The organism is Lutimonas saemankumensis, from assembly GCF_020171465.1.
In the GTDB taxonomy this organism is placed as follows: Bacteria; Bacteroidota; Bacteroidia; order Flavobacteriales; family Flavobacteriaceae; genus Lutimonas; species Lutimonas saemankumensis.
This window is the reverse complement of the sequence record NZ_JAIUZR010000003.1, coordinates 949,472-962,183: the sequence shown is the minus strand read 5'-3', so window position 1 is coordinate 962,183 and position 12,712 is coordinate 949,472. Positions and strand designations below refer to the sequence as shown.

12 protein-coding genes and 2 tRNA genes are annotated in these 12,712 nt (G+C 40.5%); 7 read left to right on the top strand and 7 right to left on the bottom strand.

Features of this window, described 5'->3' with window-relative positions; translation table 11 throughout:
* Positions 1 to 77: 77 nt before the first annotated feature.
* From LCM02_RS05735 to LCM02_RS05715, 5 genes are all read right to left on the bottom strand, one after another.
* The gene (locus LCM02_RS05735; RefSeq protein WP_224927365.1) at positions 78 to 761 is read right to left on the bottom strand and encodes an SDR family NAD(P)-dependent oxidoreductase; all 684 of its coding nucleotides are present in this window, start codon (positions 759 to 761) and stop codon (positions 78 to 80) included.
* On the bottom strand, positions 758 to 1,453 hold the full coding sequence (gene folE / locus LCM02_RS05730; protein WP_224927364.1) for a GTP cyclohydrolase I FolE: 696 nt from the start codon (positions 1,451 to 1,453) through the stop codon (positions 758 to 760). Before folE ends, LCM02_RS05735 begins: the two co-directional genes overlap by 4 nt.
* Before the next feature lie 64 nt (positions 1,454 to 1,517).
* Positions 1,518 to 2,159: a flavin reductase family protein gene (locus LCM02_RS05725; RefSeq protein ID WP_224927363.1), complete on the bottom strand. Its 642-nt coding sequence runs from the start codon at positions 2,157 to 2,159 to the stop codon at positions 1,518 to 1,520.
* Positions 2,156 to 3,469 carry an ABC1 kinase family protein gene (locus LCM02_RS05720; RefSeq protein WP_224927362.1) on the bottom strand — a complete coding sequence of 438 codons (1,314 nt, stop codon included), beginning with the start codon at positions 3,467 to 3,469 and terminating at the stop codon, positions 2,156 to 2,158. Before LCM02_RS05720 ends, LCM02_RS05725 begins: the two co-directional genes overlap by 4 nt.
* Positions 3,469 to 4,125, bottom strand: coding sequence for a TetR family transcriptional regulator C-terminal domain-containing protein (locus LCM02_RS05715; RefSeq protein ID WP_224927361.1), 657 nt, complete (start codon positions 4,123 to 4,125; stop codon positions 3,469 to 3,471). Before LCM02_RS05715 ends, LCM02_RS05720 begins: the two co-directional genes overlap by 1 nt.
* Positions 4,126 to 4,359: 234 nt before the next feature.
* On the opposite strand from LCM02_RS05715, the gene LCM02_RS05710 reads away from it, so the two are divergent.
* From LCM02_RS05710 to LCM02_RS05700, 3 genes are all read left to right on the top strand, one after another.
* Entirely contained in the window at positions 4,360 to 5,331 is a 972-nt protein-coding gene (locus tag LCM02_RS05710; protein ID WP_224927360.1) for a glycosyltransferase family 2 protein, read from the top strand.
* A 264-nt stretch (positions 5,332 to 5,595) separates the two neighbouring features.
* Positions 5,596 to 6,090: a DoxX family membrane protein gene (locus LCM02_RS05705; RefSeq protein ID WP_224927359.1), complete on the top strand. Its 495-nt coding sequence runs from the start codon at positions 5,596 to 5,598 to the stop codon at positions 6,088 to 6,090.
* On the top strand, positions 6,087 to 7,727 hold the full coding sequence (locus LCM02_RS05700; protein WP_224927358.1) for a Gfo/Idh/MocA family protein: 1,641 nt from the start codon (positions 6,087 to 6,089) through the stop codon (positions 7,725 to 7,727). The genes LCM02_RS05705 and LCM02_RS05700 overlap by 4 nt, the downstream gene beginning before the upstream one ends.
* A 343-nt stretch (positions 7,728 to 8,070) precedes the next feature.
* On the opposite strand, the gene LCM02_RS05695 is transcribed toward LCM02_RS05700, so the two are convergent.
* Positions 8,071 to 8,145 (bottom strand) — tRNA-Pro (locus LCM02_RS05695).
* 22 nt (positions 8,146 to 8,167) lie between these two features.
* Positions 8,168 to 8,251: transfer RNA gene (locus LCM02_RS05690), tRNA-Ser, on the bottom strand.
* A 276-nt stretch (positions 8,252 to 8,527) separates the two neighbouring features.
* On the opposite strand from LCM02_RS05690, the gene LCM02_RS05685 reads away from it, so the two are divergent.
* From LCM02_RS05685 to LCM02_RS05670, 4 genes are all read left to right on the top strand, one after another.
* Positions 8,528 to 9,205 carry a hypothetical protein gene (locus tag LCM02_RS05685; protein WP_224927357.1) on the top strand — a complete coding sequence of 226 codons (678 nt, stop codon included), beginning with the start codon at positions 8,528 to 8,530 and terminating at the stop codon, positions 9,203 to 9,205.
* Between the two features lie 189 nt (positions 9,206 to 9,394).
* Positions 9,395 to 10,171 carry a DUF2490 domain-containing protein gene (locus LCM02_RS05680; RefSeq protein ID WP_224927356.1) on the top strand — a complete coding sequence of 259 codons (777 nt, stop codon included), beginning with the start codon at positions 9,395 to 9,397 and terminating at the stop codon, positions 10,169 to 10,171.
* Positions 10,172 to 10,246: 75 nt separating this feature from the next.
* A complete protein-coding gene (locus LCM02_RS05675) occupies positions 10,247 to 11,575 on the top strand; it encodes an anaerobic C4-dicarboxylate transporter family protein (RefSeq protein ID WP_224927355.1) in 1,329 nt (442 codons plus the stop codon).
* 45 nt (positions 11,576 to 11,620) lie between these two features.
* A complete protein-coding gene (locus tag LCM02_RS05670; protein ID WP_224927354.1) occupies positions 11,621 to 12,694 on the top strand; it encodes a type II asparaginase in 1,074 nt (357 codons plus the stop codon).
* The last annotated feature ends 18 nt before the right edge of the window (positions 12,695 to 12,712 follow it).

Here is a 12,712-nt window from a genome sequence, read left to right as displayed (position 1 = left end):
TGTGAAAAACACAGCACGAGATCATCTTTATTCTGAGTTCTCGAAAATATTTTTATCGATTTAATACAGTACTCAGACTAAATCTTAAAGGTAACTATCCCGCAATCCAATTCAAATACCTGGCCTGATATTTTTTTACTTTTGTCTGAAATCAAAAACTCCGCCATTTCAGCCACATCATTAGGTTCCAGATAGGACTTCATAGGATGTCTCTCTCGCATTTTTTCTTTCATGGCATCGTTCCTTAAAATTTTTTCGGCTAAGGAGGTATCCGTGATTGTGGGGGCTATAGCATTGAATCTTATACCAGGTGATAACTCTGCCCCCAAAGACTTAACCAGTGCTTCTACTCCAGCTTTCGCAACCGCTATACTGGCATGAAAAGGCATGCCCATTTTCACCGCAACTGTGCTGAAAAGTACCACCGAAGAATCGGATCCATTTTTAAGAGCTTTTTGGTATTTTTGAATCACCTTTACCGCACCCAATACATTGATCTCAAAGTCTTCCTTAAAATCTGTTTCGGACAATCGAGTAAACGGTTTTAGATTAATACTTCCCGGACAATAGACCAGACCATCCAGTTTCTCAATGTCCGGTAGGTCATCCTTCAAAATGTCACAGGAATAATGGACCGAAACATTATCAAGATCATCCAAAGATGACCTGCTTATCGAGATCAATTCATAGGATTCACTCATGATTTGCGCCAGGGCTTTGCCTATTCCCTTACTTGCTCCGACAAGGAGTACTTTTTTCATGATTGGATAAAATTTTGAAGCTCAACTATTTTCTCATGTTTCTCAAAGGCTCCTCCGTAATAGGCAGTAACTGTGGTGGAACTGTCATCTTTTATGCCTCTTGAGGAAACACAAAGATGTTTGGCATCGATAATGACAGCAATGTCCTCGGTTCCTAAGATATTCTTAAGTTCATTGGCTATCTGATTGGTCAGCCTTTCCTGAACCTGAGGCCTTTTTGCGTAATACTGAACGATGCGGTTTAATTTGGAAAGCCCGATTACTTTTCCCGAAGAAATATATGCCACATGTGCTTTTCCGATAATGGGAACAAAATGGTGTTCACAATTGGAATAGAAAGTGATATTTTTTTCAACAAGCATCTGATCGTATTGGTATTTGTTGTCGAACAAAGCAACTTTTGGTTTATTTTTTGGATCCAGTCCTGAAAAAATTTCTTCTATATACATCTTAGCCACCCTGTCAGGCGTTCCCTGAAGTGAGTCATCCGTCAGGTCCAGGCCTAAAGTTTCCATGATTTCACTAAAATGAAAGGCTATTTTCTCTTTTTTTTCCTCATCGCTTATATCAAAAGCAGAATCTTTCATTGGGGTATCCAAACTGGTCATCATGTGATTGTCGCCAATTTCATTGTGGTCCAAAATCTTTAAAGCAGAAGTTCCGTCGGTAAATAGGGGCTCATTTGTTTTCATAATTGTCTTTTTTTAATGCTGTCTTTTCTAGCAAAGCATTGATTAATATAAATAGGTATAAAGTTTATGTTTCTTTTATTAATTGATTCGATATTTTGGGTCTCTGATAGGGAAGACGTTTCTCCGACTGCGGAATCGTATAATGGTCAAGACCATTTAAGGCCACAACCTTAGCTTCCGTTAGGTTTATCAAACCATCATCTTTTAAAATGTCTTGATCAACGAACAACTCCTGAATTTCCCCAATGATCATCAAGGTTCCGTTTAAATTTAGTTTTACTTCTTCAAGAAATTTCATTTTCATTTGAACGGGCGCACCTTTTACAAAAGGTGCCTGGCATCCCGATTTAAATTCTTCTGAAAGGTCCGTCATGGTAAATTCTGAAATCGACGCATCGTATTTTGCTGACGTATGATGGGCATCTTCAATGATGTCTTCATAAATATGATTAATGGTATAAACTCCTGTTTCTTTAATGTTGTCGTAAGTATTCCGACGTACGGAAACAGGTCGGCTTACAAACCCAAGCAAAGCAGGATCAGAACCGAGATGGATGACGGAGCTGAAAATGGCAACATTACCATTACCTGATTTACTTATACTGCCGATAAGGTTTGCAGATTTAAAACCAGAAGCAGAGTTTATAAGGTTTATTTTATACAACCTTTCCATCTCTTTCAAATCATATTTAGTAAACGATCTCATGAAAATGAATTGAAGCGGTTAATCTCTACATTTTTAGCCTTTAGATCGAACATCAGATTATATAGCCCGAAGAAGGTTCTATTCATATAGATGAAGTGTTTGGATCCTCTGTTGGCATTCATTTTTCTCAGCTCAGTGTTCTTGCTGTATTTCTCACTCAGATCACTGATTTTATCAAAAAACGTACTCCTTGAAAAATCAAAAAATTCGGATTGGAAGGGTTCGGTAAAAACTGTCAGCAATTCATGGAACATCGCAGTAAAAAATTCAATTTCCTCCTTTGAATCATCCTCCAGCAGAATTTCAAGTTCAAATAGTTTGTTTCTAAAATATGCCGGGTTTGACAGATTTTCTCTATTGGCTAACTCGAAATATGGATTGTAAAAGTCATCAGGAATTTGTTTGATGCAACCAAAATCAAGCGCGATTAACTTTTTATCTCTTGAAATCAGGAAATTACCGGGATGAGGATCTGCGTGAACTTTTTTCAACTTGTGAATTTGAAACATATAAAAGTCCCATAAGGCCTGTCCCAAAACATTTAAGTCCGATTGATCATTCTCATGCTTTACAAATTCAGACAGATGCTCCCCTGACATCCAATCCATAGTAAGGATTTTTTCAGATGAAAATTCCTCGTAGTAATCAGGAAACTTTAAGTTTGGAATGTGACCGCATGCCTTCGCCATTTCTAAGGATTGTTTTAGTTCCAGTCTGTAATCTGTTTCTTCAATGAGTTTATCTTCAACCTCCTTAAAATATTTGTCCGAATCTTTGCCCTGAATATTGAACATTTTAATGGCTATTGGTTTGACCAGGGCCAGGTCGGAACTTATACTTCCGGCAACTCCGGGATATTGAATTTTAACAGCGAGCATTTTGTCATTGTTTTTGACCTGATGAACCTGTCCAATACTCGCTGCATTAACGGATTTGGAATTAAATTCATCAAATACCTCGTGTGGTGACCTGCCAAAGTATTTTTTAAAAGTTCGAACAACCAGAGCCGGGGATAATGGAGGTACAGAAAACTGGGATAACGAGAATTTTTCCACATAGGCCTGCGGCATGATGCTTTTTTCCATGCTGAGCATTTGAGCCACTTTAAGGGCACTTCCTTTCAACTTTTTTAATCCATCATAGATGTCTGAAGCGTTGTCTTCATTTAACCTGGCTCTTGCTTCTTTTTCACTAGAGGTTAGTTTTTTTCCATAGTATTTAAGATAGTTCACTCCAACTTTTGCTCCGGTCTGAACCAGGTTGGTGGCGCGTTCTACTTTTCCAACGGGTATTCTGTCAATAGTATTCATTAATTCATGTGTATTTTCTCATGGTATAAAAACTTACCAAGGTCCAGGATACTCCTCAAGGGTTTTACATTAAGAAGATCAAAGCCTGTGTTTACTGATTTTTCTATAAAAATGTCTGTTTTTTCCAATGAGGCGGATTCATCATCAAGCCAGAATTTGAAACAGACTACGAATTGAACCCACAGACTTTCTTCAATGGATCTGTCAATAAACTTATCCAGTTTTGTGTCCTTAAGATCAAATTTGTCAATTTCGAGTCTTTGAACAAAAAATGAGAATTTCCTTTTTGTGGAAGATAATAACTTCAGCAGGTCGTATTTGAACGTACTTTTAGATGCAAGAGCCATGACAAAACTCCTGTTGGCTGTGAGTATTTCGAAATAAGTGTAGTAAAAGCTCAGCAATTTATTTCTGACGTCAAAACTTTCAAAATCCTCACTATTTTGCAATAGTAGGAGGGTTTGATCGTAAAAGGAATCGAAAATTGATTTTTCAACAGTTTTCAAATTTCCGAAAAAAGTGTAGAAGTCCTTTTCATCAAAATTATGCAATTTTGCCAGTTCAAAGGCTGAAGATGGAGCTCGACCATTTTCAAGATAATAGTTCATGTAAAATGTGTAGATGTCTTCTTTGTTAATTTTTTTCTTGCGTGCCATATCTCTTAATTTTAGTCAAAGATATGTTTTGTTTAACTATAAAGCAAAAAAGTTAAACAAAAATTTTGTTAATATTTTATTTTACCTGTTTCCTGATGTTGTATTCTGCTACCTGTTTGTCTTTTAAGACATAGATAGTCCCGTATAAATTAATTTATCATTGTTGATCATTTTAACCAAGAATCTTGTTTCTTTGTGCTCACGAAAGTGAAGACTCTTTTTTAAACTTTTCGGATGATTTCAATAATTATAGTTAATTACAGAGGTTGGAGAGCATTGAAGAAATGTCTTTTGTCCCTGGTGCAAATTGATCGCGATGAGGTCCAATTTGAAGTTATCGTGGTCGATAATGATTCCAATGATGGGAAATTACTCGCCTTTAAAAATGAATTTTCAGACTTTCAATTTATCTTAAATGACGGTAATTTTGGGTTTGCCAATGGATGTAATCTGGGTGCAAGAAACTCAAAAGGTAATTATTTGCTTTTCCTAAATCCTGACACGATCGTTAAAAAGGACACCTTACAGTCCCTACAACAAACCTATGAATCGAATCCCGAAATCGCTTTGTTGTCCTGTGTCCAGGAAGATGAGGATGGAAGAATTGAAAAACAGGAGAGGCTGTTTCCTTCGTTTTCCCGGTTTTTTGGAGTTTTCAGAAGTTTTGACAGAATAATAAATCGACAAAAGTACCTGGATCGGTTCAATGATGCTGATTCAGATTTGGTGTATCCGGACTGGATTTCCGGCTCAGTGATATTCACCGACCGAAGCTGGTTTGAGAAAGTGTCCGGATGGAATGAGGATTTCTGGCTTTATCTGGAAGATGTGGATTTTTGTAAAAGAATAAATGAAGGGGGAGGTAAGGTAGGTATTTCTAAAAAAATTTCAATCCTGCATATGCATGGGGGGACTTCAAGGATCAATTTAAAAACAAAAGCACTTACCAAGACCGAAGTAATTATTTCAAAGCATGTTTATATCTCTCGTCATTTTAATGGAATAGAGGCTTTTTTACTTCATTTCTTGATGATCACCGGTTTTCTTCTCGAGCGAATCTTTCTCTCGATTCTCGGATTATTATTCTTTTTTAAACCCAAGTTGAGAGTGAATATATTGATCTTAAAGAATCTTGTTTCTTATTATTTGAGTGCCTTAAAACATTTGACATGGATAAGCCCAAGGTCCGTGAATTACAGAAAATGATTGGTTAGGGAAATAGGGTAGAGGTTTGAGTTTTAATGCCTTTGGAACATAGACCATAAATTCTTGTTGTCATAAAAGTTTAAGTGTACTGAGATCAAGTGAACCCTGGCGTTTGGTTAACGATCCAACATCAATGATCAAAAAGCATTTTTACTGATTTCTGTCATTGATTTTTAGACTGTATGAGCTACCTTTGTCAGGCTCTTTTTTTAAGGGAATATATAAACGACGGCTACATTATTTTAAAAATCAAACATGATCGATATGTCTTCAACATCCAAAAAGTGGGGACTCAAACAGAGTATTACCCTCCTTCGAATACTTGTGGGTTGGCATTTTCTTTACGAGGGAATTGTCAAGGTGTACAATCCGGAATGGACCAGTTTTGGTTACCTGGCGACTGCCCAGGGACCGTTTCGACCCATATTCCAGGCCATGGCCTCGGAAGCTCTACTTCCCTGGGTGGATACCCTAAATTGGGCAGCCCTTGTCTTTGTGGGTATTACGCTTATCCTGGGTATATTTGAAAAGGCAGGTGCTCTGGTAGGCGCAGGCCTGCTGTTGCTGTATTACCTGGCACACCCTTCCTGGCCGGGTATGGCCCAGATCAATACGGAAGGTAGTTACTGGATCGTGAACAAGAACCTCATCGAGGCGGTCGTATGCCTGGTTTTATTCTACTGCCCTACAGGGGCCGTTTTTGGCCTTTCCCGATTTTTTTCAAAGAACAAAGCAAACACTAAAACCGAATTGACATGAGTTGGACAAGAAGAGAAGCACTTTTAGGATTAGGAAGCATCCCTGTATTGGGTGCAGTATGGTGGGCAGGAGCCTATGGAACCGTTGGAAAAAAAAGACAGCGGGACGAATTGCTCGAACAGTTGAACATTCAGCCGTCCCTTCCATCTCCGGTTCCAGCCATTACAGGAGAACCAGTCCGCGTGGGAATAATCGGTTTCGGAATACGCGGTGAACAGCTCTGCAGGTCCCTGGGATATGCTACTGACGAATGGATTGCCGACATGGAGGCGGCCGCGGACCGTGCCAGGAAGGAAGATCGACCTTTTACTGCACTTGAAGATTTTCAAAAGCAGGATCCCTTAAACGTAAGGATTGTTGGGGTTTGTGATGTCTTCGATATCCGCGCCGAAAAAGCCATCCGGTCCTTCAGCACTCCTGAGCAGACTGTGAAACGATACACCACTCACAAGGATATGATCCTCAGCGGGGATGTGGATGCCGTGGTTATTGCCACTCCGGACCATTGGCATGCTCCCATGTCCATTGAAGCCCTGCGGAACAACGTGCATGTCTACGTGGAAAAACCCATGACCCATACCATTGCCGAAACCTACGAATTAAGGGAAGCTGTCCGTAATTCCAAGGCCGTATTCCAGGTTGGGCACCAGCACCGCCAGACCTTGAGTTTTAAAACGGCCCAGAACATCGTGGATAATGGGATTTTGGGACATGTGTCCCTCATCACAACCAACACCAACCGAAATGATGATAACGGGGCGTGGAACTATGATATTCATCCGGATGCCAATCCTCAGACTATCGATTGGGAGCAGTTTCTGGGATCGGCCCCTAAAATACCTTTTAATAAGAACCACTTTTTTCGCTGGAGGAAATGGTGGGCTTATGGTTCAGGTCTTTCCGGTGACTTGCTCACCCATGATTACGATCGACTGAACTGCGTCCTTAAAATGGGGATGCCTCAGTCAGTGATGGCCTCAGGAGGTATTTATACACACAGGGATGGACGCAACGTGCCCGATGTACTGCAGGTGAATTTTGAGTACCCTGACTTTAGCACGGGCAACAATCAAAATCCCAATAATCAAAGGGGAATGACCTTTACCTACAGTGCTTCCCTGGGCAACGGATTCAGCCGGCCGACCATGCTCATGGGACATGATGCCTCCATGGAGCTTGGCAACCGTTTAACCATTTGGCCCGATTCAGGTTCTACGCGCTATGCCGAACAGTTAGGTTCCCGTAATATGACACCTCAAACCCCAATTTACAGGTATGATCCTTCGGAAACCGCAATTGACGGGGTCTCCTCTGCAACCTCTCAATACTTTGCCGATAAGGGTTTAATGTGGACCTATATTGATGGCAAACGGGTAGATTCCACCTTCCTTCACATGCGGGAATGGCTGAGTGTCATCCGGAATGGCGGCAAGGTAAGCTGTGGCATACAAGAGGGCTTCGAAGAAGCTATGTCTGCACATATGGCGGGGCTCTCATGGAAATTGGGAAGGCGTATAGAATGGGACCCGAAAGAAGAGGTGATCAGACCCATTGAAGGCGTGGACCTGGATGCTGTGCTCCTTGAAAGTCCTTCCGGGGTAGGACAATTAGCACCGGATACGGTTGGTGCAGTATGATGCGGATACTGTTAACAAAAGAATATTGGGCAAAGGAAAGTACTTGCTTCAGTTTACGAAACGGAATATTGTTGAAGAGGGCTTGATCCTGAAATAGGTAGTGACTCAAAAGCTGAACCCTGGCTAGTACCTCGTATCTTTTTTTATTCTCCTTTACCTTGACTGTGAGATTTCGGCGGATTAACTGCGTTGATCCTGAGTGAGGGTGTCGTTCAGATCAAAATCCTTTGAAATGCTGGCGCATTTCGGATTTTTTGGTTTGCCCCGCTTACGCAAGCAAGCATGCGACGCGGTCCAAACAAAAAAATCCTCTCGAACTTCCGTTCAAAAGGATTTTGATCTGTCGGGGTGGCAGGATTCGAACCTGCGACCTCCTGCTCCCAAAGCAGGCGCGATAACCGGGCTACGCTACACCCCGAAAATAAATTTGAGTATAATTGCGGAGAGACTGGGATTCGAACCCAGGCAACGGTTGCCCGTTGACAGATTAGCAATCTGCTCCATTACCACTCTGGCACCTCTCCGATAATCTTTTTAAAAGAACAAAAATTTTGGTTTGCAAATGTATTATTTGGTTTAGAATCCTCCAAACATTTTTTATATTATTTTAAGAAAAATAGGAACTCAAAAGTAAAATCCATTTCACTTATATTTTGATAGTTTTTGAGGCTAGAGCGATTAGCCAACTTCCGCCGAGGAAAACGATCCGTTGAAAAATAAATATATGCAGTCCTTTCAATAAAAAATACTCTATATTTGTAATACTATAATGATTAAAACCTAACTACATTTTAAGAAACATGAAAAAAATCAAACAGTTAATAATGTTGATGTCAATCGTTGTGATTGCATCAAGTTGTTCTTCCATCAAAGTGGTGGATTCCTGGAAAGCAGATGAGATCGAATCTTTGGCAGGGGCAAAAATATTGGTAATTGCCAGATCGGATGATATGGTGGGAAGACAACGTTTTGAACAGGAAATAGCAGAAAGATTAAGGGCAGGTGGAGTGGATGCCATGGAAAGCTATAAAAAGTTTCCTGCGATGAAACAGAATCAGGAATTGACGGAAGAGCAGATTGCACAAAGGGTACAGATTATTAAAAACGAAGGTTATAAAGGTGTTGTACTAACAGTCCTTAAGGACATGAGCAAAGAAATTGTAACCTCCGAGACCGGTGGTTATGTTTCTGGAGGATATTACCCTTCTTACTACGGAGGATACTACGGAGGATTCGGTGGATACTACGGACGTGTCTACTCACCCTATGGTTACGGATACGGAGGAACCTATGTTCCATCCGAAACGAGAACTTACACTTCGGAAACGTATAACTTAGAAACGGTAATCTATAACCTTGACCTTGAACCAGGGAAGCAGTTGTTAGGTGTTATAGCCATCGATATTACTGATCCTAAATCAGCTTCAAAAGTGGCTCCAAAATACGCGGATGCTGTTGCTAAACAGTTAAAAAAGTAAATTAAAGAGCTTTTTAATATATCAAAGGCTTGAGTTCGAATACTCAAGCCTTTTTTTTTGACCTCGTATTCCAGAGATTTAAGCCTCTGGAAACCCTTAAAATTGATCTTATTTCATCGAAATCGTTTTCTTAGATTCTGTCGATTGTTCTGTACAGATCTGTGCCTATTTCGTATTTTTGCTCCCCTTATGAAGAGAATAATATCATTATCAGTTTTCCTGCTTATTGGCTTAGCTTTAAGGGGGCAAACTGAAAAAGAAATAAATCAACAGGTCCAGTTCTGGACGAGTGTCAACTCCACCTGGAGATTAAGTGAACACTGGGGTGCCATGGGAGATTTTCATGTAAGAAGAAATGATTTCCTCAAAGATCCGAATTTTTATTTCCTTCGATTGGGTGGTGTTTACTGGTTTAACGATAAAATTTCTCTTGCAGGTGGTGGAGCGCGCTTATGGCTGGCCCAACCTGCGCTGGATGGAGGTTGGAATTACGCCATTGAAAATCGTATCTATCAACAACTGCTTTGGAGAAATGTAAACGGAAGAGCCAAATTTTTGCAGCGAATAAGAAATGAACAAAGATGGCACGAGGTACTTAACCCGGATGGAAGTGTAAATCGAATTAGATTTTCAAACAGGGTAAGATTTTTATTTTCTGCCGCAATCAGAGTGTTTGAGGATGAAAAAAAACCACGGCTTGTGTTATCTGATGAAATCCTGTTTCATTTTGGAAAAGAAATTGTTTACAACACCTTTGACCAAAACCGATTGTTTGTAGGAATAAATCACAAGATGGGAAAAGGTTGGTCATTTGATGCGGGTTATATGATGGTTTTTCAGCAAAAATATAGTGGATTTCGATATGATATGAATCATACCATAAGACTATTTTTCTATTTTTCACCAGATTTAAGAAAGAAGAAGGGCAAAGAATTGCCCCACTATCCGGTTGGAGATATAGAGTAGGCACATCATTCGTTTATTTTTTGTTTTATGGGGAATGCTTATATTTATAAGTCAGTAACTTAACCATTCCCTCAAATGCTCTGGATCGAACTGATCATATTTTTATCTATTGTTATTATAGGTTCCAGGATTGGAGGAATAGGTATGGGTACCCTTGCAGGTATTGGTCTTATTCTTTTTATATTTCTTTTTAAATTACCCGTTGGTAGCCCGCCAATCATTGTTTTAGGAATGATCCTGGCTGTAATTACCGCATTGTCTGCCATGGAAGCTGCAGGTGGACTGGACTATTTGATCGGAGTCGCAGAAAAGATAATGAGAAAGAGGCCCCAGAATATAACCTTTGTTGCACCACTTGTTACCTACGTTTTAGTTTTATCAGCAGGTACGCAGCATGTTATATACGCCCTTTTACCCGTAATTGCCGAAATTTCCAGGAAGTCAGGTATAAGGCCTGAAAGACCCATAGCAATGTCAGATATCGCTGCAATGCAAGGTATCGTGGCCTCACCAATCTCTGCGGCTACCGTTGCCATGCTGGGTATTTTGACCGTGAGTGGAGTGAGTTTGCCCCGTATTCTCATGATCGTGATTCCATCCACATTTTTTGCCGTAATTATTGGATCGATAAGCGTTTATAAAAAAGGGAAGGAACTATCTGAAGATCCTGTTTATCTTCAACGCTTAAAGGAAGGAAAGATAAGGGAGTTGGCAAATTCTAAATCCTTGGAAAGAAAATCAGTTAAGAATGCCAGGAGATCTATAGCCTTGTTCTTTTCTGCCATATTGCTGGTTGTTGTTTTCGGAATGTTCCCGGAGTTAAGGCCAGTAAGTGAAATCATTAAAGATGGAACGGTTGTAAGGGATCAGATAGCTATGGGGCCTACCATTATGATATTGATGTTAACTGTTGGTGCTTTGATTATGATCCTTTTAAAGGCTGACCCGGAAAAAGCAGTTTCTGGGAGTGTTATGAAAAGTGGAGTGGTTGCCATAATTTCCATTCTTGGAATCGCATGGCTTGGTTCCTCTTTTTTTGAAGGGAACAGAACAGTTCTCGTTGATGGAATTTCTCAGTTGATCGAAGGTTATCACTGGGTTTTTGGATTTGGTTTATTTACCATGTCTATCATGCTTTTTAGTCAGGCAGCAACGGTTGTAACCCTCATGCCACTGGGCCTGGCTCTTGGACTGGATGCTGAATTGTTGATAGCTCTTTATCCAGCTGTTAACGGTTTCTTTTTCCTGCCCACCTACGGAACTATATTAGCCGCCATATCCTTTGATCAGACCGGAACAACAAAAATTGGAAAGTATCTGCTCAACCATAGCTTTATGTTGCCTGGCCTCGTAACAACATTTTCCGCTGTTGCCATTGCTCTGTTGATAACCTTTGTTACCTGATTAGAAACTGTAAAAGATGATCAAACCTATTAAACTTTTTGCCCTATGTTAAGAAATAAAATATTCAGAAAAATTATAATGATCGTTGTCATTTTGTCTGCGATCAGTTATTCAAAAGCTCAAAACAAAGATCTGCCCAATGTTGTAATTCTTGCAACAGGCGGTACCATTGCAGGTTCTGCAGCAACCGGAACCCAGGCAGGTTACACCTCAGGGCAGGTTGGTATTGAAACAATGATTGCAGCAGTACCCGGAATAACAGACCTCGCTAACGTAACGGGCGAGCAAATATCCAATGTCGGTTCTCAGGACATGAGTGTTGAAATCTGGTTAAAGCTGGCTAATAGAGTGAATGAACTATTAAGTCGGGATGATGTTGACGGAATCGTCATCACGCATGGTACAGATACCCAGGAAGAGACGGCTTTTTTTCTTAATCTTGTCGTCAAAAGTAACAAGCCTGTTGTAACCACAGGATCCATGAGGCCCTCTACAGCTGTCAGTGCGGAAGGGCCATTGAATCTGTATAACGCCGTAGCCATTGCAGCGGATTCGAAGGCCAGTGGTTATGGGGTGCTGGTTGTAATGAACGATCAGATCCATTCTGCTCATGGAGTTACGAAGACAAACACAACCTCAGTACAAACCTTTATGTCACCCATGCATGGGTTAACAGGAGCTGTAATTTATGGGAAACATGAGTTTTACAGTAAACCACATGGCATATTTGGACTGGAAAGTGAGTTTAGCATTGAAGGGGTTACCTCCCTGCCAAGAGTTGATATCATTTATACCGGAGTAGATTCACCTGCAGACCTTGTTGACATGTCTTTAAAGGCAGGTGCCAAAGGGATAGTCATAGCGGGTGTGGGAAATGGGAACATGAATGCAGCCACGCTAAATGCCTGTAAAAATGCGGCTGAACAAGGGGTTGTGGTTGTCAGAAGCACCAGGGTTCCAACGGGTTATGTTTTAAGAAATGCAGAAATCAATGATGACGAGAATAAGACAATTGCCTCAGATGAACTGAACGCTCAAAAGTCCAGGGTTTTACTCATGCTGGCCTTATTGAAGGACCGAAGCCTGGAGGATATTCAGAAACTGTTTTATACCTATTAGTGGTTTATTGAATTCTTT

What these genes read in the sequence shown, in the direction of transcription:
- LCM02_RS05735 (WP_224927365.1), bottom strand. Translation starts at nt 761, where the DNA reads ATGAAAAAAGTACTCCTTGTCGGAGCAAGTAAGGGAATAGGCAAAGCC.
- LCM02_RS05725 (WP_224927363.1), bottom strand. Translation starts at nt 2,159, where the DNA reads ATGAGATCGTTTACTAAATATGATTTGAAAGAGATGGAAAGGTTGTAT.
- LCM02_RS05680 (WP_224927356.1), top strand. Translation starts at nt 9,395, where the DNA reads ATGAAGAGAATAATATCATTATCAGTTTTCCTGCTTATTGGCTTAGCT.
- LCM02_RS05715 (WP_224927361.1), bottom strand. Translation starts at nt 4,125, where the DNA reads ATGGCACGCAAGAAAAAAATTAACAAAGAAGACATCTACACATTTTAC.
- LCM02_RS05675 (WP_224927355.1), top strand. Translation starts at nt 10,247, where the DNA reads ATGCTCTGGATCGAACTGATCATATTTTTATCTATTGTTATTATAGGT.
- LCM02_RS05700 (WP_224927358.1), top strand. Translation starts at nt 6,087, where the DNA reads ATGAGTTGGACAAGAAGAGAAGCACTTTTAGGATTAGGAAGCATCCCT.
- LCM02_RS05710 (WP_224927360.1), top strand. Translation starts at nt 4,360, where the DNA reads ATGATTTCAATAATTATAGTTAATTACAGAGGTTGGAGAGCATTGAAG.
- LCM02_RS05670 (WP_224927354.1), top strand. Translation starts at nt 11,621, where the DNA reads ATGTTAAGAAATAAAATATTCAGAAAAATTATAATGATCGTTGTCATT.
- LCM02_RS05685 (WP_224927357.1), top strand. Translation starts at nt 8,528, where the DNA reads ATGAAAAAAATCAAACAGTTAATAATGTTGATGTCAATCGTTGTGATT.
- folE (WP_224927364.1), bottom strand. Translation starts at nt 1,453, where the DNA reads ATGAAAACAAATGAGCCCCTATTTACCGACGGAACTTCTGCTTTAAAG.
- LCM02_RS05720 (WP_224927362.1), bottom strand. Translation starts at nt 3,469, where the DNA reads ATGAATACTATTGACAGAATACCCGTTGGAAAAGTAGAACGCGCCACC.
- LCM02_RS05705 (WP_224927359.1), top strand. Translation starts at nt 5,596, where the DNA reads ATGTCTTCAACATCCAAAAAGTGGGGACTCAAACAGAGTATTACCCTC.